Source organism: Rhizobium sullae (assembly GCF_900169785.1).
GTDB lineage: Bacteria > Pseudomonadota > Alphaproteobacteria > Rhizobiales > Rhizobiaceae > Rhizobium > Rhizobium sullae.
Genome location: NZ_FWER01000025.1, coordinates 74981 through 97022 on the forward strand (window position 1 = coordinate 74981; position 22042 = coordinate 97022).

Genomic DNA, 22042 nt, shown 5'->3' on the forward strand with positions numbered 1-22042 from the left:
TGTACAGGCCGCTGGGCGGCCTGTTGGGGTAGGATGCTTGCGGTGATCTTTCGATTTGAAAAGAGTGCGTTAGAGCTTCGGCGTCAGCATTTCGAAGCGATCGCGGATCGTGCTGCAGGTGTCGCCGCCGAGACGCGCGATGGCGTCGACCTCGGCCGGGTCGACGCGCAGCCGCTCGGGATCGACGACCCCGTCGCGATAGTGCGCGTAGATGATCTCACCCAAGATGATCTGCCGCGATTTGCCAAGCTCCAGCGTGACATGCCGGCGGCATTCGAAGGCGGCAGGAGCTTCCGCAATCCATGGCGAAACGACCTTTTCGCCGGGCATGGCCGTCAGACCAGCCTGCTTCAATTCGTCGACACCGCGCGGAAATTTCGCGCCGCACACATGCATCGCCTCGGCGATCGCAAAGGAGACGATGTTGACGGTGAAAACCTCGGTCATGCGGATATTGTGGGCAGTATCCTTAAAGGACATGTCCGGATGGTTCTCGACGCCGAGCGCCAGGATCGGCGGATCGGCCGATAGGCAGTTGAAGAACGAAAAGGGCGCGGCATTGATGCGGCCGTTCTCATCGACCGTCGTCACCAGGGCGATCGGCCGCGGAACGATCGTGCCGATCATCAGCTTGTAGCGCTCGCGCTCGCTCAGTGCCGTAAAGTCGAAGGAGATGCTCATCTCAGCTTGCTGTCCGCATCGGGGCAAAGCTGCTCATCGCGCCCGTGAAGTGCTTGGGAATCGGCGAGGCATAAGAGCCGCGCTTGCTGGTCGAAAGCCCGAGCGAAACCAGCGCTTCAGCCTGCTTCACGGCCGCGGCAACGCCATCGACGACCGGAACGCCATAGATCTCCTGCAGATCGCGCGCGAGATCGGTCATGCCCGCGCAGCCGAGCACGATCGCTTCGGCACCATCCTCGGACAAGGCCCTTTCGATTTCGGCGCGGAGCTTTCCGATGGCACCTGAGGCCTCGTTTTCGAGTTCCAGCACCGGGATGTTGGACGCCCTCACCTTCGCCCGGCCGCCCATGCCGTAGCGGCGGACAAGATTGTCAATGAGTACGCGGGAGCGTTCCAGCGTGGTGACGACGGTGAAGCGCTGCGCGAGAAAGCCAGCCGTCGCAACGGCGGATTCGCAAAGGCCGAGCACCGGTACATCGGCGATCGTGCGCGCGGCATCGAGGCCGGTATCATCGAAGCAGGCGATGATTGCGGCATCGTAGCCAACGCCCTGGCGTTCCTTCAGCTCCATCAGCAGTCCCGGGATCGCGAGCGCCCCATCATAATGGCCCTCGATCGAAACTGGCCCCATGCGGGACGTGACGGCGATGATTTCCGTCCCTGCTGCCGCGACAGTGCGCGCGGCGACCGCAGCCTTTTCGGTCATCGAAGCCGTCGTATTGGGATTTACCATCAATATGCGCATGTCAGCTGATCTTTGCCTGCTGCCGGCTGAGCATCATCATGATGCCGAGCGCGACGAGGATGATGGTGAAGGAGAAGAGCGTCGTCACCGTTCCGAGCGCATAGAGCACCGGCGTCGTGACGTTCGTCGTCATGCCGTAGATTTCGAGCGGGAGCGTGTTGTAGGTGCCCGACGTCATCAGCGTGCGGGCGAATTCGTCATAGGAGAGCGTGAACCCGAAGAGACCGACGCCGATCAGGCTCGGCAGGATCATCGGCAGAACGACATGCCGGAAAGTCTGCCATGCGCTGGCGCCGAGATCACGCGCGGCTTCCTCGTAGGCGGGAGAGAACCGGTTGAAGACGGCAAACATGATGAGCACGCCAAACGGCAGCGTCCAGGTGAGGTGGGCGCCGAAAGCCGAGGAATACCAAGCGGGCTTCAGGCCGCCCTGCTGGAAGACGACGCCGATGCCGAGGGAAATGATGATCGAGGGAACAACGAGGCTCGCAACGGTCGCATAAAACAGTGCGGTCGAGCCGCGGAATTTCCGGCGGAAGGCAAGGCCTGCGAGCAGTGAGACGACGACGGTGACGACCATGACCATCAGCCCCAACGTGAAGGAGCGTTTAAACGAGGCCCCAAAGTCGCCGACGGCCTGCTTTTCGAAAAGGTTGAAGAACCAGTGAACCGAAACGCCGTTCAGTGGGAACGTCAGGCCGCCGTCCGGCCCCTGGAATGATAGAATGACAATCGCCGAGAGCGGGCCGTAGAGAAAGAGCACGAAAACGATAAAAAAGACCGCAAGCACGTAGAATTCGAAGGTCCGCTTTTCGTGGTTCATCTCAAAGCTCCTTGCGGATGTCGACGACGCGCAGGATGGCGGCGACCATCAAGAGCACGACGACCAGAAGTACCACGGCGTTGGCGGCAGCGGCCGGATACTGCAGCAGCGACATCTGGTTTTTCATCATCAGTGCGACGGAAGCGCTCTGGCCACCGGACATGACCTGCACGGTCGAAAAATCTGCCATTACCAGCGTCACGACGAAGACGGTGCCGATCGCGATGCCGGGTTTTGCTAGTGGGATGACGACGTTCCAGAGGATTTGCCAGCCGCTGGCACCGGCATCGCGTGCCGCCTCGAACAGCGAGCGGTCGATACGCATCAGCGTGTTGAAGATCGGCGTCACCATGAAGAGTGTGTAAAGATGCACCATGGCGAGGACGACGGCGAAATCGGAATAAAGCAGCCACTCGATCGGCTGCGGGATGAGCCCCGTCTCGATCAATGTCGTGTTGACGAGCCCATTGCGGCCGAGCACCGGAATCCACGAGATCATGCGGATGATGTTTGACGTCATGAAGGGGACCGTGCAGACGAGGAAGAGGATCATCTGCGTTGAGGTCTTGCGGATATGGAACGCCAGGAAATAGGCGACCCAGAAACCGATGAAAAGCGTCAGCGCCCAAACGATGACGGTGAATTTAAGCGTATTGAGATAGGTCTTCCAGGTGACCCACGAACCGAGCGTATCGGTGTAGTTCATGGTGAGGAAGGCGGGATAGAGCCCTGCGAAGTCATAATCCCAGAAGCTGACGAGCGCGATCATCGCGATCGGCAGCAGGAAGAAGAAGCCGAGGATCAGGAAGAGCGGCAACGCCTGGAGATAGGAGATCGCGGAAAGCGGCAGGCGAAAGCCGCCGCTTCGAACGCGCTCAGCCTTCTCACTGGGTTGTGTGGAAGCGATCGTTGCCATCTGCCATCCTCTCGGACATTTGCGAAAACCAGGGAGGGAAGGGATCCGAAAGACCCCTCCCCGACTCTCCCACGGGAGAAGGACGTTTTTCTGCCGCAACCTCTCCGGCTACCTCCCGGTGTGGGGAGGCATGGGAGGGGAAAGCGGCAAACACCTTAGGCAGCGATGAACTCGTTCCAGCGGCGGAGCATGTAGCGGTCTTCGTCCATGACCGAATTCCAGCAGGCGACAGCACCCATGCGGGCCTCGAAGGAGCCGCCATCGCGCACGGCACCGGCCTTTTCCATCACCTTGCCTTCCGGAGAGAGGACGTCGCCCTGGGCCGGCTTGCCCTCGATCCAGTAGCCCCATTCGTCAGCCGACATGAAGCCCTTGGCGGTTTCCATGCAGGCGGAATAGTAGCCCTGGCGGTTGAGGTAGCCGCCGACCCAGCCGGACGTGTACCAGTTGATGTACTCGTAGGCGGCGTCGAGCTGAGCGCCCTTGAGGTGCGAGGCAAGGCCGAGACCGCCGCCCCATGCGCGGTAGCCTTCCTTGAGGGGCTGGTACTTGCAGGCAATACCCTTGGAACGAACAGCGGCGACAGCCGGCGACCACATGGACTGGATGACGACTTCGCCCGACGCCATCAGGTTGACCGACTCGTCGAAGCTCTTCCAGAAGGCGCGGAACTGGCCTTCGCTCTTTGCCTTGATCAGGAACTCGATCGTCTTGTCGATCTCTTCCTTGGTCATGTTGCCCTTGTCGGCATACTTGATGTTGCCCATGGCTTCCATGATCATCGCCGCATCCATGATGCCGATCGACGGGATGTTGAGGATCGAGGTCTTGCCCTTGAACTTCGGGTCCATGATGTCGGCCCAGGTCGTGATTTCACGGCCGACAAGGTCCGGACGGATGCCGAGCGTATCGGCGTTGTAGATGGTCGGAACCATCGTCATCCATTTCGTCGGTTCCTTGGCGAAGGTCTTGGAATCGACCCCTTCGACGAAGCCCACGGTATGCGGTGCAGTACCCTGCGCAATGACGCTGTCCGGTTTCATCTTGCCGTTGATGAACAGCGGCACGATCTTGTCGAAATATTTCAGCTTCGACGTATCCATCGGCTGAAGAACGCCGGTCGGGAAGACCTTCTTGGCAATCCAGTATTCGATGTCGGCGATGTCATAGCTATCCGGCTGGGTGACGGCGCGCTGTGCAGCAGCATCCGAGTCCGTTGCCGTCATTTCGAGCGTGATACCGAGATCTTTTTTGCACTGTTCGGCGATCGCATTGATGTTGGAGACGCCCGTGCCAAACTGGCGGAGCGTGATGCTGGACTGCGCCCAGATCGTCGGAAAGCCGGTGATCAGGCCCGAGCCGGCGGCAGCGCCGACTGCAGCAGCGCTCGTCTTCAGCAGCGAACGGCGGGAAATCCCCTTCTCCGTCTTGGTGGTTTTCGTTTCAGTCGTCATGTCAGTTCCCCTTTTTTCGATAGCTAATTCATGCATGGCCGAGGAGGACTGCATCCTCCAGGGCCCAACTCAGAGACACCGCATCGCCGACCGATACGGGTTTGGCGAAGTAATCGCCGTCGCTCGCGATGACCGTGAAGTCGTCGCTGCCCGCGCCGATTGTGGTGATCTTCACCGAAGCGCCGCGATATTCGATGTTGGATACGACGCCGTGGAAGCCGAGCGTCTTTTTTGCTGGCGCTTCTAGGCGGACACGATCGGTGCGGACGCCGATATCGACAGCCTCGCCCACCTGCCTGCCCTCACCGCGTACGGAAAATGTCTGGCCTTCCGGCCCCTTAAATGTGATCACGCCAGCTTCGGCAGAGACGATGCGGCCTGAAAGAACGTTATGGTCACCCATGAAACGGGCGACGAAAGCTGTTGCCGGGCGCTCGAAGACCTGGCGGGGTGCTGCCGCCTGTTCGATCTTGCCGTCATTCATGATGACCATGATGTCGGCCAGCGCCATCGCCTCTTCCTGGCTGTGCGTTACATGGACGAAGGTTATGCCGAGCGTCTTTTGAAGTTTCTTGAGTTCGGCGCGCATGCGGATCTTCAGGAACGGGTCGAGGGCCGAAAGCGGCTCATCAAGCAGCAGCGCTTCCGGATTGGTGATCAGTGCACGGGCCAGCGCCACGCGCTGCTGCTGGCCGCCGGAAAGCTGTGCCGGACGCCTGGTCGCGTAGGCTTCCATCTGCATCAGCTTCAGCATCTCCAGCGCCTTGGCCCGGCGCTCGTCCTTCCCGATCCCCTTCATCTTCAGGCTGAAGGCGACATTGTCGACAAGGTCGAGATGCGGAAAGAGCGCATAGGACTGGAACATCATCGCCGTGCCGCGCTTGGCTGGAGGAAAGTCCGTCACGACCGTATTGCCGAGGCGGATATCGCCGGAGGAGATGCTTTCATGGCCGGCGATCATGCGGAGCGTCGAGGTCTTGCCGCAGCCCGAAGGGCCAAGGAAACAGCAGTACGATCCAGCAGGAATCTTCAAGCTGATGGCGTGCACAGCGGTTGTCGTGCCATAAACCTTCGAAACGGACGCTATATCGATTTCTGCCGCTTTCAACATCACGTCTTCCCCTGTTCGAGAAAGACGATGCATCCGCCGTGCCAGTTTCCGTCGCCGGCATCAAAACCTTACGAATCCATCGGGATTTGGCAAATCCATCGAGGCGCTTCATTGCGTGGCATTCCGCGACCTGCACAGGAAATAGGCTCTTGTCTGCAATTTATGCAGATGATCGTATACAATTTGACCCGTGTTTTGCTTGCAAATTCCGTTTAACTTTTCTTCCGAAGCTGGCTATCATTGTGACGATTCTTAGGTATCCGATTTCATGAAGCCCACCTCCTCCGACGCAGTTCTGCCGGCAGACGATTCAGCCGAAACGAGCACCCAGCAAATTCGCGACGCGATCCGCGATGCAATCATCGAGCGACGGCTGTCGCCAGGCACGAAACTTTCCGAGGGCGATGTCGGCAATCTCTTCAACGTCAGCCGCACGCTTGCCCGCGCCGCGCTCCAGGCCCTGTCCTATGAGGGTCTCGTCAGCGTCGAGAAGAACCGTGGCGCCTTCGTCGCCTATCCGTCCCCGGAAGAGGCTCGTCAGATCTTCGCTGCCCGCCGGCTGGTGGAGCCTGGAATTCTGCGCGAAGCCGCCGCGCGCATTACGCCTGCGCAGATCCAGCACCTGAAGCAGCTCTTGCTGGAAGAGGGCCGCCTGATGGGCGAGCGCGGGCAGACCGCACGGCGCGCCGAAATCAAGGCCTCCGGCGATTTCCACCTGATGCTCGCTTCGGTCTCCTGCAATGCCATCATGCAGCGCTTCATGGAGGAACTCATCGCCCGCTCCTCGCTGGTCATCGCGCTCTACGGTCAGTCGACCGTATCAAGCTGTGGCCATACGGAGCACGGCGACATCGTTACGGCTATCGAGCGCAAGGATCTCGACACCGCCTGCAGCCTGATGGTGCACCATATTTCCCATATCGAAGCCGATCTCGACCTCCGCGAACGCAAGAGCTTCGGGTTAAAAGAAGCCTTTGCAATGTAGGATTCAGCCAGCCTGGCGGACGAAGGCGAATACCGGCTGTCGGAGCATCGCCAACTCGGCTTCACTGCGGTGGCTTATCGGCGAAATGAGCCATGGCAAACTCCGCCGCATGCTGATTGGATCTCCTGGCTTGGTCGAGCCAGAACGGAAACAACGAGGCCTCATGGAACAGGCCCGGCAAGACGTCCAGTCGCGCATCGACGTTTGCAGCCTTCAGCTTTTCGAAAAGACGCTGAACATCCCCCCGCAAAGCCTCCTTGTCGCCGATCTGCAGGAGGATCGGAGGAAAACCTGAATAATCGCTATTGATCGGCGACACGGTTTGAAGCGAGGGGCTCCCCTTCCCCGCATATTCCTTCCCCACCTGCTGCAGCCACTCGCGGCCGACGGAAACCTCGTCTTCACCATGCGCCGGCACCGCCGCACCTTCAAAATCGGCAACCGGGCTGATAGCGATCACGGCAGCGGGCTTCTCGCCGTTCTTGGCGATCTGGCGAAGAGACATTTGGAGCGCCAAAGTTCCGCCGACGGAATCTCCGATCACCACAATGTTTGCCGCCTCGTAGCCGGATTCAAGCAACCATCGAAATGCAGTGACCGCATCCTCGACCTGGCTCGGAAAGCGGTATTGAGGCAAAAGCCGATATTCGATCAACAGCACATCGGCAGACGACGCCTTCGCGAACGACGCAGCGATGTTGCGATGGCTACGCATGGAGCCGCCATAAAAGCCTCCACCGTGGAGAAAGAGAATGGCCCGTTTGCCAAGCGGGTGGTGGAGGCGAGCGGGCCAGATCAATTCGCCCTCAACGCCATCGGCATCGACCTGGCGTATCTGCACGCGGGTTGGCTCAGGCGTGGCCCGCATCGCCTCCTCGAAGCGCTGCCTTCGATCGCGAAAATCGGTCTTGTCATCGACAAGCCGCGTGATGATTTCCTTGGCGCGTGATCGCGGATCCGACTTTGTTGCGCTGGGATTGTCGGCGCGGGCAGTGCCGATCATCGGTGATGATGCCAGAAGCAAGCATGCCATCGCCCTGCCAGCCAAACCGGTTTTTGATCGCAATGCCATGAAGCTCCTCTCCATTCTCGCCTCGCCTGAATATCAGTGGGGTTCGCCAAGACTGTAGCGGCAATTGCTATCGTGTAAAGAAAGGGCAGCAAGTGCGAGGAGCATTATCCCAAGCCTGCCGCAAGGTCCCCTCAGGCCACTGGCGCGGCCGCTGGCATTTTGGCTGACGGGCGCGGCGGCTGGTCTGAGCATGGGATAACAGCAGTCTTCGCTGCCGCGTCCGATCGATCGTGTCAGTCAGCGGTTATCGTCGCTCTATCCCATGTTTCGGCGCGCTGCATCAACGATACCATGATCCACTTGCGCAACGAAAAGCCCGACGCGGGAGGAGATGCGCCGGGCTTCGATCGTGACTGACAGCTTGGGAGGAGGAGCGCTGCCCGTCGGACCGAAGCGGCTCGGGAGGAGGTGAATCGCTTCGGATCATCATAGGCTAATGCTGCGACGCAGCAAATTCAAGCCTCGCGACTGCGCCGATGTCGCATACCTTGAACGGAACAGAAAAGGCCGGGGCGAGCCTCAGCCCCCTAACTGAAACAGGAATACTTGCTGTCGCAAGAATCGATCGCATAACTTCGAACTTGCGATTGAGTTTTGCGACAGAAATCATCGTGAGCTTTCAGAGCCGGTGATTTTGTTGCGAAGATTAGGATTTTTCTCTCCTTTGCTTGTTTCGGGCTGGCTTCATTAGGGGCTTGACGGAGTTAGGACAAATGACCTAATAGAATAGGACAAGTGACCTACGCCTCTTTGAGGACATTCATGGCCGCCGAAAGGCACCGGAAGACCAAGAAGGAAGCACTACGATGGGAAATCGGGCGACACGCGAGGAAATTATCCGCGTAGCCGACGATCTTTTCTACCGCAAGGGATTTGATCAAACATCCTTTGCAGACATCGCCGAGCTCGTGAAGATTTCACGCGGCAACTTCTATTACCATTTCAAGACGAAGGACGACATTCTAGAAGCGGTGATCGAGAAACGCCTGGCTGATCGCAAGGCGATGCTGGAGCGATGGGAGATGGAGGGCAAGACACCGGTAGAGCGGATCACCAGCTTCATCGACATCCTGATCGTGAATGGGGATAAGATCAAGCTATATGGATGCCCGATCGGAACGCTAACGAGCGAGTTGGCGAAGCTGAGCCATGTAGCGCAGGCAGACGCCAGCAGGTTGTTCATGCTGTTCCGGACGTGGCTTCGCCGTCAGTTCGTCGCACTCGGCCGAGAAGCCGATGCGGATGCGCTTGCCATGCATCTTCTCTCCCGCAGCCAGGGTGCTGCGACCCTTTTCAATGCCTTCCAGAATCCAGACTTCGTTCAGCGCGAGGTTGATCAGATGAAGGACTGGCTGAAGGATATAGCAGCCGAGGGCTCCTAACTCACCGAGAAGAGGCCGAACAAACGTGTCCAATGCTGTCATAACGCGGGGACGCCTCTCTCCCACTCCATCACAGCTCAAAAAACGGAACAGTTCATGTTTATCGTATTTCTCAGGTTTTCGTCCAACAAGATGCAGGCCGCCCAATTCCTTGAGGGACATAATGCCTGGATCAAAGGGGGCTTCGACAGCGGCACTTTTCTTCTTTCAGGCAGCCTCCACCCGAACGCGGGCGGGGCACTCCTCGCCCATAATATTGATCGGAAAAGCCTTGAAGCTTTGGTCCAGGAAGATCCTTTTGTGGCAGCGCGTGTGGTGAGCGCCGAGATCCACGAAATTACGCCAGGCCGCATTGATGAACGACTTGTTTTCCTGAAAGGATGATCGGTGGGCGGAACTTTCCTGGGTCATGACAGGCGGTTGCGCTACCGCTGGTGCGCGGCCGCACCGGAGTTTCTTCATTATCATGATGCAGCGTGGCTGGGGGGCGAGCCAGCCTTGCGACTATCGCATCGCTCAAGCCTACGGGCTGTTCACCGAGATGCCGGACTTGCGGGTCCTTAGCCGAGGCCGGTGGCGCGGGTCGTTCGCGCCCTCTCTATGATAGCAGTCGCGATGCGTGTCTGAAGGCTGCCGTAGAGAGATATCTGGGCGGCGCGCTCGTAAGTTCTGTAGGCACGGCCCACTGAATGTCCGCATTGCTCTTCGAAAGCGCCCGAATTGCTACAACGTCGCGAATTGACGCCATCGGTCAACGGCGGACTCTTACTCCACGATTTTCCAATACGAGTCCTTGCGAATCACCTTGCCGTCGCGAAACGTATAGAAGTCACAGCCTCGGACTTCCATTCTCGTGCCTTCGAGGGTGGTGCCAGTGAGGGTCCATTTTGAGACGCCCGTATCGGCAGACGAATCCACAAAATGCTCCACGTTGCCGTAATGGACGTCAGGCAGGCCTTCAAAGCGCGTCGCCAGCGCTTCTCTTACGCTCCTTTTGCCCTCGCAACGAGAACCCCAAGGCTTACTGCCCCGCGGCATCTCCAAGATACAATCGTCAGAAAAGAACGCCATGACGCGATCAAGGTCGTGCGTGTTGAAGGCCTCACATAGCTCCATCAGTGTCGATCGAATGTCCACCGTCTCCGTTCGTGCGCGCCCGATCTCCGAAATAGGTCATTACCAGTAGGCATCACCTTCAGCAGCCGCGCTTGCGCCGCCAGCTGCTAAGCCAGCCTCGCGGCAAACACCAACGCTCAACATACCGCTTTTCTCCCTTAATTTCCGCTCTAGTTGCCAACAAGGCAGAGCCTGACGCTTGAATGCAGTCAGGGCTGTACAGCTAAAAGGAGGGCGCATGAGCGGGATACCGTTGGAGACGCTGCCAGAGCAGCCGGAATTAAAGCGGGTCATGGGACCCGGTCTGCTCTTGCTTTTCATCGTCGGTGACATTCTTGGAACGGGCATTTATGCGTTGACCGGACAAGTCGCCAAAGAGGTGGGCGGTGTCGTCTGGCTGCCGTTCCTGGTTGCTTTCGCCGTCGCGCTGCTGACCGCCTTGAGCTACCTCGAACTGGTGACGAAATATCCGCGCGCCGCCGGTGCGGCACTTTATACGCACAACGCTTTCGGCATCCACTTCCTCACCTTCCTCGTCGCCTTCGCCGTGATGTCCTCGGGCATAACGTCCGCGTCGACGGCCTCCCGTGCCTTTGCGGCCAACTTCTCGACAGCCTTCGGCTTCGATTTCGGCGGCTATGGCGTGACCTTCATCGCCATTGCCTTCATCTCGCTTGTCGCGGCAGTCAATTTCCGCGGCGTCGGTGAGAGCGTCAAGCTCAACGTGCTGCTGACAACGGTCGAACTCACCGGCCTTTTGATCATTATCGGCATCGGCTTTTGGGCAATCGCCGGCGGACAAGGCGACGTTTCCCGAGTCTGGACCTTCCAGCCGAGCGGCGATCGCGGCGTTCTCTGGTCGGTCATCGCGGCGACCACGCTCGCCTTCTTCGCCATGGTGGGGTTCGAAGATTCGGTCAACATGGCCGAGGAATGCAAGGCACCGAGCCGGATATTCCCGAAGGTGCTTCTGGGTGGCCTCGTCATCACCGGCGGCATCTATGTCCTCGTCGCCATATCGGCGATCACCTTGGTGTCCGCTGCCGAACTTGGCGAAGGCGAAACACCGCTTTTGAAGGTCGTGCAGGCTGGTGCGCCGAATTTCCCGATCGGCATTTTCGGTATCATCACGATGTTCGCTGTCGCGAATTCCGCTCTCATCAACATGATGATGGCAAGCCGCCTGATTTACGGCATGAGTCGCGAACAGGTTCTGCCGGAAATGCTCGGGAAGGTCCACGCCGCCAGAAGGACGCCGTATGTGGCAATCGGCTTCACCACGCTGCTTGCCGTCGCGCTGATCATGTTCGCGGGTGGCGTTCCGGCGCTCGGCGGCACCACGGCTCTGCTGCTTCTCTGCGTCTTTGCGGTGGTCAATATTGCGGTGCTGGTGCTTCGCCGAGACAGCGTCGGACACGCGCATTTCAAAGCACCTGTGATCGCACCGGTGCTGGGCTCAATCACCTGCATCTTCCTTGCCGGACCATGGACCGGCCGGGATCCGGTTCAGTACCTGATCGCTGCCTTCCTTCTCGGCCTTGGCATCGTGTTGTGGTTCGTAACGGTCGGCATCATGCGCGTCAGCGGTCAGACCGCCTGAGCGAAGATCAATGCACCGGTTGCTGTTTTGCACCCTCTTCTTCGGTCGCCTTGGCAACAGAATTGAATTGATATACTAGTATGCACAACGACATCATGTTCAGGCAATGCCATGCGGCAGGCATCCAGCTTCGAAGCCATCGACTTTCCGGCTCTTTCGGAAAGACCAGCGAAGCTGCGCCGTGTGACGGCGGCGGATGCGATTTTCGGAAAGCTTTATGCCGACATCGTTTCGCTGCGCATGCCGCCAGGAATGGCGCTTCAGGAAAAGCGTATAGCTGACGAATTCGGCGTCAGTCGCACGCCTGTGCGCGAAGCGCTGCTTCGTCTTTCGGAAGGCGGGCTTGTGGATATCTATCCGCAGTCAGGTACCGTTGTTTCACGCGTCCCCGTATCGGCGATTCCCGAAGCCGTTGTCGTTCGCAAGGCGCTTGAGAGCACGACCGTCGAAAGGGCTGCCAGAATTGCCCAACTGCACCACATCGCCCGGCTCGATGCCATCCTCGCACGACAGAAGGCGCTTGCCGTCGTTGGCGACGTGTCCAGCTTCCATGAAGAAGACGAGGTCTTTCACCAGGCGCTAACCCAGATCGCCGGCTACCCTGGTATCTGGACCATCCTGAAGACGGTCAAGGTGCAGATCGACCGGGCGCGGCGGTTGACGCTTCCGGCCTTGGGCCGCATGGACAATGTGGTCCCCGAACACATCGCTATCCGCGATGCGATCGCAGCCCATGATGTGGAAGCCGCCCGCGACGCCATGCTTCACCACCTGAGCGCCGTCATCCCGGACGTCGCCGAGCTTCGCACGCGCTATCCCGATTATTTCTGCTGAAGCAGCCCATAAGCAACGAGACAAACAAGGAGGAAACAGATGCGGCAAGGTTGGAGATGGTTTGGGCCTGAGGCGCCCGTCACTCTCGATGAGGTGCGCCAGACGGGCGCAACGAACATCGTGTCCTCGCTGCATCAGGTGCCGATCGGCCGCGCCTGGACGGAACGCGAAGTCGGCGACCGCAAATCCATGATCGAGAATACGCCGCCAGGCCGTTCGCCCCTCACATGGTCTGTCGTAGAGAGCATTCCGATCCCCGATGCGGTCAAGCGCAAGGGCGGCCAGGCAAAGGCCGAAATCGACGCATGGATTGCCAGCCTGGAGGCAGTCGCCGCCTGCGGCATCTCAATCATCTGCTACAATTTCATGCCGGTGGTCGACTGGACACGCACCGAACTCGATTACGAAATATCGACAGGCGCAACCGCCATGCGCTTCGACCACGAACGCTTTGCTGCCTTCGACCTCTTCGTGCTGCAACGTCAAGGCGCCGATACGGAGTATTCGGCGGAGGACCAGGAACGCGCCCGAAAACTCTATGAGACGATGCCCGAAGCGGAGATGGCTGAGATCACCCGCATCATAACCTCGGCACTGCCGGGCTCGACCACCGAGCCTCTGACCATCCCCGGCTTCCGCGAAAAGCTTGCCGCTTACGCCGGCATCGACGCCGCTAAGCTCCGCCAGCACCTCATTGAGTTCCTGCAGGCCGTCATACCTGCCGCCGAAGCGCGCGGCGTCAAGCTCACGCTGCATCCGGACGATCCACCGCGTTCGCTCTTCGGGCTGCCGCGCATTGCCTCGACAGCTGAGGACTATGCCGCTCTCTTCGAGGCTGTACCATCAGAAGCAAACGGCATGTGCTACTGCACCGGCAGCCTCGGGGTGCGCGCCGACAACAACCTGCCGGCGATCGCCCGCCGCTTTGCCTCACGCATCTACTTCGCGCATCTGCGCGCCACCAAGCGCGAAGGCGATGGCCGCTCATTCCATGAGAGCGCCCATCTGGAGGGCGACGTCGATATGGTCGCGGTTCTCAAGGAACTCGTGACTGAGGACCGCAAGCGCAGCCCGAAAGACGAAATCGTCTTCCGCTCCGACCACGGTCACCGTATGCTCGACGATCTCAACAAAACCGTCACGCCGGGCTATCCGGTGATCGGCCGCATGCGCGGACTGGCGGAACTGCGCGGCATCCTGCACGCGCTCGATGCCAAACCATCTTGATCCAGAAGTGACTGTGCCAGACCGGCATGGTCCTCTCCATTTCTTTGATCGGCGAAGGTTGCTATAGCGCGGGTGGAGGCGACCCAAGAGAAAGCCAAAAAGGCTGGCGCCTGGCTTAGCAAAGCCATCGAGGTTGCGCGCGGTTTGCGTTGCCGCCGTTCCGAAGGGGCGAGACAACCGTGGACGCGCAAGACCTTGCCGTTGGTGTGGGGCAGCGCGAGAAAGGGCGAAAAGCCCATCTCGCGCGCCAACTCGACTGCGGCGAGCGCAACCTTTGGATTGAAATGCGCCGTGAAGGCACTTGTGCTGGATCCATGCAGAACGCCTGCACCAGAAATCGATGCCGGCGACACCGAAACAGAAACGGCAGGCCGCGGCGATTCGTGATCTCGTCTGGCGCTTTTTACAAGACGCTGAAGGTCAGGAAACAAGAGCCTTCACTGCAAATCAACGAGTTTCGGCGCAGGTTCGTGATTGCCTCGCATTCGCCATCTTCGATTTCGGCCCTTGGGAGGACGCCGTGCGGGCAAGTTCGACTGGGTAGCCTTGGGCGAGGGATAAACATTCATCCAGGAGCGTCCAATTCAAACGAGGTACGATCGGCATCCGCGAACGGGCCGGACTAGGCGACACCACGAAGGGCCTGGCAGAGTGTGAGCGGGCCTCCATCCCGAAGACTCTTCTCTCGCTGAACATGGAAGACATCCCGGACCCAGCCGACCTCCCGTGCCTCTTTTGGCGTCATTCCAAACTCGTGTCTGAAGGCCCGGCTGTATGCGGAGGGATCGTCAAAACCCCATTCCTCCGCGATATGGAATATGGCCCGGACGTCATTGCTATTGGAGATTCCCGCACGCGTCCGGACCAGACGCTCATGCCGGATATAGGCCGCCACACCACCCAGCGGCTCGAATAATCGATATAACCGCGAGCGCGAGACACCTAGCTCGCTGCAGATCACCTCGGCAGTGAGCGAGTGGTCGGCAAGTCTCGTGTTTATCAAGCGCTTGGCGCGTTCCAGGACCACGGCCCCGATTGGTCTGTGAGCGTCTACCAGCCGATCTCGCGAGGGAGCTAGACACGCGATGATAAGGTTCCTCGTGGCCTCGACCACGTATGGCACCTCTGCCATGGTGACGTCGGCCAACGATCGCGCCAGAAGCACAAGGTAGTCGGCGAGGAGATGGCCCAACGCGCCCTCGATCTTCCTATGGAGCAGGCTCTCGAGAGTGGACGTCGGGACAACCCCGTCTGACGGAAGAAAGACCGACAATGCACCCTCATCCTCCACCATAACCTCGAACGGTTTAGCCAGGCATCGAAGATGGGGCAAGGTCTGCCCTCCAGCGGCGCGCGTCAGGGGCCGGACCGGCAAGCGCAGATACCAGTTATCCAATGCAGCCTTCTTCACGTGCCGCCATTCGTGGGCATAGCCTTTTCCTGGCAGGACAGTTGAAACAACTAGCATCGAACCGAGCATCCAGACCTTCAGTCGGGCGGGAAAGGAACCGTCCGCGCTCTTGCAGAATGTCAGATCAGCGACGCCAACGTGAGCGTTCCTGAATATCTCGAACTGGTTGTCACTGGGAAACGATTGGGTACTAACATCTATCGAGCAAGCGAATTTGTGATCGATATCTCGCTCGGCACCCGCCTCTAGCATGTTATCCATGACAATACCTTCGCCGATGTCCACGAAAGATTATTCCATTTCAAACCTGAGTAGCAGTATCATTTTTTATAACAAACCACAACCGCTACGGAGGTATCTTCAGGTCGTGATATCGCGCTGCAGCTGCATTTCCCCGCACCGCGCTGTTTGTCTACTTCGCGTTTCTTGTGGCAGCAGCGTCGCCCACTGTGGGATCTTTTCGGGACACCCTGCTCAGATTGTGGATTCTGCGCTCACGACTCTGCGGCTGCTCCAACTAAGATGAGTTGTAGTTCGTCCGTGTCGGCGATGTCGGCGTTGCGCCTCGCGCTGCGGGGCTGAGGGGTAGGAGATCACCCATGTCCACGGCGGGAGCGGCTCCAAAAACCGTTATGCAGAGATTCCTCGACGGGGTCGAAAAGGTGGGCAACATGGTCCCCCACCCCGTCATAATCTTCCTCACCCTCATCGCCATAGTGATCGCGCTGTCGGCCCTTCTGGGAGCTTTCGGCACCTCGATAACCTTCGAGCGGATCAATCCGGAAACCCATGAGATCGAGGCCGCCACGACTTCGATCAGGAGCCTGCTGAACACCGACGGCATCCGCTTCATGTACGAGTCGCTCATCCCGAATTTCATGAGCTTCACCGCGGTCGGACTCATGATAGCCGCGATGATCGGCGCTGGCGTCGCCGAGGAATCCGGCCTTGTGACCGCGCTGATCCGTAAACTGGTGATCGTATCCCCGCGCTGGGCTCTGACCTACATCCTTGCTTTCGTCGGAATCATCGCCAGCGTTGCGGCGGACGCTGGTTATCTCGTTCTTATTCCTCTTGCGGGCATCGCATATCTTGCTGTCGGGCGTCACCCCCTTGCAGGTCTCGCCTTGGGCTTCGCCGCGGTCGCCGGGGCATTCACCGTCAACATGCTAATCAAGCCGCTCGACGCAGTCCTTGTCGAGTTCACCAATGACGCCGCCCACCTTGTCGATGCGACCAGATCGATCGGGTTGGCGTCCAATGTCTGGTTCTCTATCGCATCAGTTCTGTTCCTGACCGTAGTGATTGCCTTCATTTCGGACCGCGTGATCGAACCGAGGCTTGGCACTTACATCCCCGACCAACCAGCGGACGGTGAGCGCCCGGGCGAAGGAGCGGTACTTTCTGAATCGGAATCACGGGGGCTGCGGTTCGCGTTGTTCGGCCTGATTGGCCTCGTGATCGTGTTCTGCCTTCTGACGCTCCCCAGCGGCGCACCGCTGCGAAACGCCGAAACGGGCGAGCTTATCGGCAACTCACCCTTCATGAACGGCCTCATCGCGCTGATCATGCTGATCTTCCTCGTCTCCGGCTGGTGCTACGGTATCGGGGCCGGGACCCTGCGGACGCTCACCGAGGTCATCACGGCGATCGAGAAATCGATAAGGAACCTTGGCGGCACGATCTTCCTGTTCTTTGTGCTGAGCCAGTTCGTCGCCTACTTCACCTATACCAATATGGGCACCGTCATGGCCTTGAGCCTTTCCGGAGCGCTGCAAGCCGCCAACATCGGAGCACTGCCATTGCTCCTCGGCTTTATCATCGTCGTGGCGATCATCGATCTCCTGCTGACGGGTGCCATCGCCAAATGGGCGATATTCGCACCAGTCTTTGTGCCCCTTCTGATGAAGCTCGGAGTAGAGCCGGAGGCGGTCCTAGCCGCCTACCGTGTAGGGGACTCTCCGATGAACGCCATCACTCCGCTGAATGCATACTTCGCGTTGGTCGTGGGTTTCGCCCAGAGGTACGACAAGTCGGCTGGCGTCGGGACCGTTGTATCACTGATGCTGCCTTACGTGGCTTCGATGTTCGTGTTGTGGACCTTGCTGTTCGCGGCTTGGAAGATGGTGGGACTTCCGTGGGGGCTATGAGAGCGGCCTGAGCGTCAAAAATTTACTCGCATCAATGGATGGACATGATGGACAACCCCTCGATTCCCTTGGACAGGGCTGCTGCCGAAAAACACCTCATGCGGTTCCTCTCCGTCGAGGGCGTGACAGGTCATGAGGCAAACATCGCGTCAGCGGTCATCGAAGCTCTGAAAGCTGTTGGCGTTCCTGAAGCGGATATCCGCTTCGATGACGCCAACGACAGGATTCCTCTGCCAACGGAAACGGGGAACCTGATCGTCGATCTTCCGGGAACGCGGCCCGGCCCTCGCCTGCTATTCTCCACGCATCTCGACACCGTGCCTTTGTGTGCGGGGGCAAAGCCACGACGTGAAGGCGACCGTATAGTGTCGGACGGAACAACCGCTCTCGGTGGCGACGCGCGTACAGGAGTAGCGCTTCTAGTGGTGGTGGCGGAGATGCTGATCAAGCATAACCTCCCGCACCCGCCAATCACCCTCCTGTTCACCGTGCGCGAGGAGAGCGGGTTGCATGGCGCGCGCGAACTCGATCCGGCCGTCCTCGGCGGACCGGTGATGTGCGTCAACGTCGACGGCCAACTCGCATCGGACCTCATCATTGGAGCAGTGGGGCAGGAGAACTGGGAGGTAGAAATCCAGGGAAAGGCGTCCCACGCTGGCGTCGCTCCTGAGAAGGGTATCTCAGCGACGCTCGTGGGAGCTCTTGGCCTTGCCGAGGCCCATGCGGCAGGCTGGTTCGGGAAAGTCGAGAAACCCGATGGTCACGGCACAAGCAACATCGGAGTGTTCGGGGGGAAAGACGGCAAGCCCGCCGGCGACGCCACTAACGTCGTCACCGACTATACGTTCCTGAGAGGCGAGGCCCGCAGCCCGGAACTGACCTTCGCGATGATGATCGCCGAGGGATACAAAGCCGCTTTCGAGAAGGCGAAGAACATCGTGAAAGACCACAACGGAGCGACTGCCCGCGTGAGCTTCATCCACAAAATCGCGTACCCACCCTTCAAGCTGGATGAGGATGCCCCCGTCGTAGTTCGTGCAGCAAAGGCACTGAAGTCGCTGGGTCTCGAGCCAAACTACCTGTTCTCGAACGGGGGGCTCGATGCCAATTGGTTAGACAAGCACGGCATCCCGACAATCACGATCGGCGCGGGCCAAGCGGAAATCCATACCGTGAACGAGTACGTTGACCTCGCGGAGTACGAGAAAGGATGTCGCCTTGGCGTGCTGCTTGCAGCGATGGCGGACTAGCGAGATCCATCCGGCGACGAAGACGCCCGCGTGACCTCGTGAACACCGATCAAATTTTTTCGCGGGAACCGTTGACGGAGTTTAGCAAAGGAGCCGAGCCATTGAGTTCGATCGCCTATATCGCCGCCATCGTCGCTATGGCCGTTGTTCTGTTCGTGTGGAACAAGCTGCCTGTGGTTCTGGTCGCAATGATGACCGCCCTGGCGCTCTGGGTGAGCGGTGTGTTGACGATTGAGCAAGCACTCGGAGGGTTCGGTGATCCTGCTGTCATCTTCATAGCCTCGCTCTTTGTGATCAGCGCAGGTCTCGAGGTGACCGGAGTGACGGCTTGGGCGGGACAGCTTCTGATCCGTGGAGCAGGCAAGGAAAGCAGGTCCCGCCTGTTGCTGCTGACCATGTGTCTGGTCGCCCTCCTCACTGCGCTCATCAGCGTCAACGGCGCCGTTGCCGCGCTGCTACCCGTCGTGGTGGTCATCGCGGTGAGGCTCAGGCGGTTTTCGTCACAACTTCTCATGCCTCTGGTATTCGCCGCTCATGCCGGATCGAAGCTTGCCCTCACGGGCTCTCCGGTGAATGTGCTGGTATCGGACGCTGGCGGCGATGCCGGCATAGGTGAGTTCGGCTTCTTCGAATTCGGGCTTGTCGGCATTCCCCTGCTGGCAGGAACTATGGCGATAATCATCCTCTTTGGCCGCCATCTGCTGCCGGAACGCAACGGGGTGGCGATGCCCGCCGACTTCAGCCAACATGCAAAGACGCTGGTCGAGCAATACGGACTCGAGAGCGGGATTCATCAGATGCGGGTGCGGGCGAGCTCGCCTTATGTTGGCGCGGCAGCTTCGTCTGTCGATGTCTCCAGGGCCGCAAGTCTTCAACTGGTTGCCGTGCAGGACGGTGATACGAGCGCCCCCCTGACGAGAGCTGCTATCGCCGAAGGAGACTACCTGCTGGTGCGGGGAGACAACGAGGCTGTTGCTGGTTTTGCCGCCGAGATGCATCTTGCATTCCGGGAGAAGACCGAATCCTCCAGCGGAGAGGAAATGCTCTTCAATCGCCGATCCGGCCTCGCAGAGGTGGTCATTCCGCCCCGATCAGGTCTTATCGGCAGGAAGGTCTTCCCTGGTATGATCACGGAAAGCGGTGATCTTATCGTTCTTGCCGTCCAGAGGGGCGGAAACGAAATCGACGCCGAGGCCGGGGGCGCACGCTCAGGCGGAACGACCCTGCAGGCGGGAGATACCATGCTGCTCCAAGGAACCTGGAAGGCTCTGGATGTCCACCTCGACGACCCCGACGTCCTGGTCGTCAGTTCGCCGGAACTCGTCCGGCGTCAGGCCGTTCCGATGGGTCCGGGAGCATGGCAGGCCATCGTCATTCTGATCGGAATGGTGCTTCTGCTTGCAACCGGAATAGTACCCCCGGCTGTCGCAGGTCTTCTGGCTGCTGGCACGACAATCCTCGCTGGAATTATGACGGTCGAGCAGTCGTATCGGGCGATCGGATGGACTACCGTGATTCTCGTCGGAGCCATGATACCACTCTCCACAGCGATGGTAGAAACGGGAGCGGCAAAGCTTATGGCCGAGCAGCTTGTTGATCTCGTCGGCGACGCCGGGCCAATCGCTCTTCTTGCTGGTCTCTTCTTCATGACCGCCGTGCTTGGGCAACTCATCAGCAACACGGCGACAGCCCTCATCGTCATTCCCATCGGCGTAGCCGCAGCGACGGCCATGGGCGTGTCCCCTCGCCCGGTCCTTATGAGTACGTCAGTCGCGGCAGCGGCAGCATTCCTGACCCCGATCGCAACGCCGACAAACCTGATGGTCATGGGACCGGGGGGGTATGCGTTCAGCGATTACTGGAAGCTCGGCCTGCCTCTGATGATGTGGTTCTTCGTCGTCTCGGTATTCATCGTTCCTCTCATATGGCGCTTCTAGGGCCGGAACTCCTACCGCCATAGCCTCGGTTTATCCCGGAGTTGCCCGCATGCCGCCGATTATCCCTCGAGGTGCCCGATGACTGAGCGCGCTCCGGCGGCTGTCCCGACCATCCTTACAGCGATCGCCACGACAACAGCCCTTTATTTCGCGGACGCGGTGCTGGCACCTGTCGCAGGCGCGCTGTTCATCATCGCCGTGCTGTGGCCGCTTCAAAATCGCCTGCAAACACATCTCCCCAGGGTCTTTGCGTTGGCCATCGTCGCGGCGCTGCTGTTGGGGATCTTTCTAGTGTTCATGTCCGTCGTGACGTTGAGCTTCGGCAGGATCGGGCGGTCGCTGATGGCGGATGTCGGTCAGTTTCAGTTGCTTTACACTCGCCTTGCAGAATGGTTGGAGGGGCATGGAATACTTCTGGCCGGAGTCTGGGCGGATAACGTCAACTCTCGGCTCCTGTTGCGGGCACTGCAAGGAATATCGGCCCGGCTGAACACGATGGTCGCGTTCGGACTCGTAGTTCTCGTCTATGTGATCCTCGGACTTTTGGAGGTGTCCGACTTGGGAAATCGGATCCGTAGGTTGGCAGACAGCCGAAACGCTGCTCACATCATCAAAGGCTTCGCACTCTCGTCATCGAGGATCCGACGCTACCTTCTCATCAGGACAATCATGAGCGCGGCGACCGGGCTGGCAGTCTGGGCATTTGCCACTGCATTCGGTCTGCGATTGGCCGCCGAATGGGGAATAGTCGCGTTCACCCTGAACTACATCCCGTTCATCGGTCCCTGGATCGCGACACTCCTTCCGACATGCTATGCCCTTGCTCAGTTCCAGTCCCCGCAGTCCGCGCTGGTCGTCTTTGCATGCTTGAGTGCTGTACAGTTTGTGATAGGGAGTTACATCGAGCCAAGAGTGGCCGGAAACACGCTCGGCATCTCTCCGTGGCTCGTTCTCTTTTCCGTCTTCCTTTGGACGTTTCTCTGGGGAATATTCGGCGCGTTCATCGGCGTGCCCATCACGATTGCGGTCCTCGCGTTCTGCACCCAGTTCGCCTCGACCAGATGGATAGCGGAACTACTGGGCACAGAGGGCATGGCAGACAGCAGAACTTGAACGCAGCGGAAGTTCGATCCGCCGCCGAGCGGTCCTGTCAAACCGATGTCTGCGAGGAAAGAGAAAGAAAACCAGCCGACGCCGTGTTGCATGGCGATGTCAGCATTTCGAATGTGATCGACTGGGCTCTCCCGATCCGGAAAGCCTAGCGTCGGCAAAGGAACAACAACTTCGCAAAGCAAACCGATCAGCGGCGGAACGCCTCTCGGGAGGCACGCCTCCAGTCTTCGATCGA

General features: G+C 59.3%; 19 protein-coding genes. 10 read left to right on the forward strand and 9 right to left on the reverse strand.

Annotated features, from left to right (window positions below; all coding sequences use genetic code 11):
• Nucleotides 1-69: 69 nt before the first annotated feature.
• The 6 genes from BN1800_RS21935 to BN1800_RS21960 form a co-directional block, all read right to left on the reverse strand.
• Nucleotides 70-681, reverse strand: coding sequence for a flavin reductase family protein (locus BN1800_RS21935; protein WP_087001053.1), 612 nt, complete (start codon nucleotides 679-681; stop codon nucleotides 70-72).
• 1 nt (nucleotide 682) lies between these two features.
• The gene (locus BN1800_RS21940) at nucleotides 683-1426 is read right to left on the reverse strand and encodes an aspartate/glutamate racemase family protein (RefSeq protein ID WP_087001055.1); all 744 of its coding nucleotides are present in this window, start codon (nucleotides 1424-1426) and stop codon (nucleotides 683-685) included.
• A gap of 1 nt (nucleotide 1427) precedes the next feature.
• The gene (locus BN1800_RS21945; RefSeq protein WP_027511462.1) at nucleotides 1428-2249 is read right to left on the reverse strand and encodes an ABC transporter permease; all 822 of its coding nucleotides are present in this window, start codon (nucleotides 2247-2249) and stop codon (nucleotides 1428-1430) included.
• Between the two features lies 1 nt (nucleotide 2250).
• Nucleotides 2251-3165 (reverse strand): ABC transporter permease, encoded by a 915-nt coding sequence (locus BN1800_RS21950; RefSeq protein ID WP_087001057.1) that lies wholly within the window; start codon nucleotides 3163-3165, stop codon nucleotides 2251-2253.
• 155 nt (nucleotides 3166-3320) lie between these two features.
• Nucleotides 3321-4619 (reverse strand): ABC transporter substrate-binding protein, encoded by a 1299-nt coding sequence (locus BN1800_RS21955; protein WP_087001059.1) that lies wholly within the window; start codon nucleotides 4617-4619, stop codon nucleotides 3321-3323.
• 28 nt (nucleotides 4620-4647) lie between these two features.
• Nucleotides 4648-5730, reverse strand: coding sequence for an ABC transporter ATP-binding protein (locus BN1800_RS21960; protein WP_027511465.1), 1083 nt, complete (start codon nucleotides 5728-5730; stop codon nucleotides 4648-4650).
• Between the two features lie 268 nt (nucleotides 5731-5998).
• Between BN1800_RS21960 and BN1800_RS21965 the strand changes: the two genes are divergently transcribed.
• The gene (locus BN1800_RS21965; RefSeq protein ID WP_087001061.1) at nucleotides 5999-6715 is read left to right on the forward strand and encodes a GntR family transcriptional regulator; all 717 of its coding nucleotides are present in this window, start codon (nucleotides 5999-6001) and stop codon (nucleotides 6713-6715) included.
• 61 nt (nucleotides 6716-6776) lie between these two features.
• Here BN1800_RS21965 and BN1800_RS21970 read toward each other — a convergent pair whose 3' ends face one another.
• Complete coding sequence (locus BN1800_RS21970; protein WP_179213853.1) at nucleotides 6777-7787, reverse strand: alpha/beta hydrolase; 1011 nt, start codon at nucleotides 7785-7787, stop codon at nucleotides 6777-6779.
• An 806-nt stretch (nucleotides 7788-8593) separates the two neighbouring features.
• Between BN1800_RS21970 and BN1800_RS21975 the strand changes: the two genes are divergently transcribed.
• Complete coding sequence (locus BN1800_RS21975) at nucleotides 8594-9169, forward strand: TetR/AcrR family transcriptional regulator (protein WP_087001063.1); 576 nt, start codon at nucleotides 8594-8596, stop codon at nucleotides 9167-9169.
• 96 nt (nucleotides 9170-9265) lie between these two features.
• The gene (locus BN1800_RS21980) at nucleotides 9266-9553 is read left to right on the forward strand and encodes a YciI family protein (RefSeq protein WP_027511469.1); all 288 of its coding nucleotides are present in this window, start codon (nucleotides 9266-9268) and stop codon (nucleotides 9551-9553) included.
• Nucleotides 9554-9934: 381 nt separating this feature from the next.
• On the opposite strand, the gene BN1800_RS21985 is transcribed toward BN1800_RS21980, so the two are convergent.
• On the reverse strand, nucleotides 9935-10306 hold the full coding sequence (locus BN1800_RS21985; RefSeq protein WP_087001065.1) for a nuclear transport factor 2 family protein: 372 nt from the start codon (nucleotides 10304-10306) through the stop codon (nucleotides 9935-9937).
• Between the two features lie 217 nt (nucleotides 10307-10523).
• Between BN1800_RS21985 and BN1800_RS21990 the strand changes: the two genes are divergently transcribed.
• The 3 genes from BN1800_RS21990 to uxuA all read left to right on the forward strand — a co-directional run bounded on the left by BN1800_RS21990 (nucleotide 10524) and on the right by uxuA (nucleotide 13946).
• Nucleotides 10524-11885 carry an APC family permease gene (locus tag BN1800_RS21990; protein WP_087001067.1) on the forward strand — a complete coding sequence of 454 codons (1362 nt, stop codon included), beginning with the start codon at nucleotides 10524-10526 and terminating at the stop codon, nucleotides 11883-11885.
• Between the two features lie 111 nt (nucleotides 11886-11996).
• Nucleotides 11997-12719, forward strand: coding sequence for a GntR family transcriptional regulator (locus BN1800_RS21995; protein ID WP_087001069.1), 723 nt, complete (start codon nucleotides 11997-11999; stop codon nucleotides 12717-12719).
• Nucleotides 12720-12758: 39 nt separating this feature from the next.
• Nucleotides 12759-13946 carry a mannonate dehydratase gene (gene uxuA, locus BN1800_RS22000; protein ID WP_087001071.1) on the forward strand — a complete coding sequence of 396 codons (1188 nt, stop codon included), beginning with the start codon at nucleotides 12759-12761 and terminating at the stop codon, nucleotides 13944-13946.
• A gap of 622 nt (nucleotides 13947-14568) precedes the next feature.
• Here the strand turns inward: uxuA and BN1800_RS22010 are convergent.
• The gene (locus BN1800_RS22010; RefSeq protein ID WP_244564598.1) at nucleotides 14569-15642 is read right to left on the reverse strand and encodes a helix-turn-helix domain-containing protein; all 1074 of its coding nucleotides are present in this window, start codon (nucleotides 15640-15642) and stop codon (nucleotides 14569-14571) included.
• Nucleotides 15643-15956: 314 nt separating this feature from the next.
• Here BN1800_RS22010 and BN1800_RS22015 point away from each other — a divergent pair, with 314 nt between their 5' ends.
• The 4 genes from BN1800_RS22015 (at nucleotide 15957) to BN1800_RS22030 (ending at nucleotide 21807) form a co-directional block, all read left to right on the forward strand.
• A complete protein-coding gene (locus tag BN1800_RS22015) occupies nucleotides 15957-17507 on the forward strand; it encodes an AbgT family transporter (RefSeq protein WP_087001073.1) in 1551 nt (516 codons plus the stop codon).
• A 38-nt stretch (nucleotides 17508-17545) separates the two neighbouring features.
• On the forward strand, nucleotides 17546-18757 hold the full coding sequence (locus tag BN1800_RS22020) for a M20/M25/M40 family metallo-hydrolase (RefSeq protein WP_087001075.1): 1212 nt from the start codon (nucleotides 17546-17548) through the stop codon (nucleotides 18755-18757).
• A 101-nt stretch (nucleotides 18758-18858) separates the two neighbouring features.
• Complete coding sequence (locus tag BN1800_RS22025; RefSeq protein WP_087001138.1) at nucleotides 18859-20694, forward strand: SLC13 family permease; 1836 nt, start codon at nucleotides 18859-18861, stop codon at nucleotides 20692-20694.
• Between the two features lie 78 nt (nucleotides 20695-20772).
• Nucleotides 20773-21807 carry an AI-2E family transporter gene (locus BN1800_RS22030; RefSeq protein WP_087001076.1) on the forward strand — a complete coding sequence of 345 codons (1035 nt, stop codon included), beginning with the start codon at nucleotides 20773-20775 and terminating at the stop codon, nucleotides 21805-21807.
• Nucleotides 21808-22042: the final 235 nt, after the last annotated feature.

Bases quoted from the DNA above. Each gene is read 5' to 3' on its own strand.
- BN1800_RS21980 (WP_027511469.1), top strand. From the start codon at position 9,266: ATGTTTATCGTATTTCTCAGGTTTTCGTCCAACAAGATGCAGGCCGCC.
- uxuA (WP_087001071.1), top strand. From the start codon at position 12,759: ATGCGGCAAGGTTGGAGATGGTTTGGGCCTGAGGCGCCCGTCACTCTC.
- BN1800_RS21970 (WP_179213853.1), bottom strand. From the start codon at position 7,787: ATGGCATTGCGATCAAAAACCGGTTTGGCTGGCAGGGCGATGGCATGC.
- BN1800_RS21940 (WP_087001055.1), bottom strand. From the start codon at position 1,426: ATGCGCATATTGATGGTAAATCCCAATACGACGGCTTCGATGACCGAA.
- BN1800_RS21965 (WP_087001061.1), top strand. From the start codon at position 5,999: ATGAAGCCCACCTCCTCCGACGCAGTTCTGCCGGCAGACGATTCAGCC.
- BN1800_RS21950 (WP_087001057.1), bottom strand. From the start codon at position 3,165: ATGGCAACGATCGCTTCCACACAACCCAGTGAGAAGGCTGAGCGCGTT.
- BN1800_RS21995 (WP_087001069.1), top strand. From the start codon at position 11,997: ATGCGGCAGGCATCCAGCTTCGAAGCCATCGACTTTCCGGCTCTTTCG.
- BN1800_RS22020 (WP_087001075.1), top strand. From the start codon at position 17,546: ATGGACATGATGGACAACCCCTCGATTCCCTTGGACAGGGCTGCTGCC.
- BN1800_RS21935 (WP_087001053.1), bottom strand. From the start codon at position 681: ATGAGCATCTCCTTCGACTTTACGGCACTGAGCGAGCGCGAGCGCTAC.
- BN1800_RS22030 (WP_087001076.1), top strand. From the start codon at position 20,773: ATGACTGAGCGCGCTCCGGCGGCTGTCCCGACCATCCTTACAGCGATC.
- BN1800_RS21975 (WP_087001063.1), top strand. From the start codon at position 8,594: ATGGGAAATCGGGCGACACGCGAGGAAATTATCCGCGTAGCCGACGAT.
- BN1800_RS21955 (WP_087001059.1), bottom strand. From the start codon at position 4,619: ATGACGACTGAAACGAAAACCACCAAGACGGAGAAGGGGATTTCCCGC.
- BN1800_RS21990 (WP_087001067.1), top strand. From the start codon at position 10,524: ATGAGCGGGATACCGTTGGAGACGCTGCCAGAGCAGCCGGAATTAAAG.
- BN1800_RS21945 (WP_027511462.1), bottom strand. From the start codon at position 2,249: ATGAACCACGAAAAGCGGACCTTCGAATTCTACGTGCTTGCGGTCTTT.
- BN1800_RS22015 (WP_087001073.1), top strand. From the start codon at position 15,957: ATGTCCACGGCGGGAGCGGCTCCAAAAACCGTTATGCAGAGATTCCTC.
- BN1800_RS21960 (WP_027511465.1), bottom strand. From the start codon at position 5,730: ATGTTGAAAGCGGCAGAAATCGATATAGCGTCCGTTTCGAAGGTTTAT.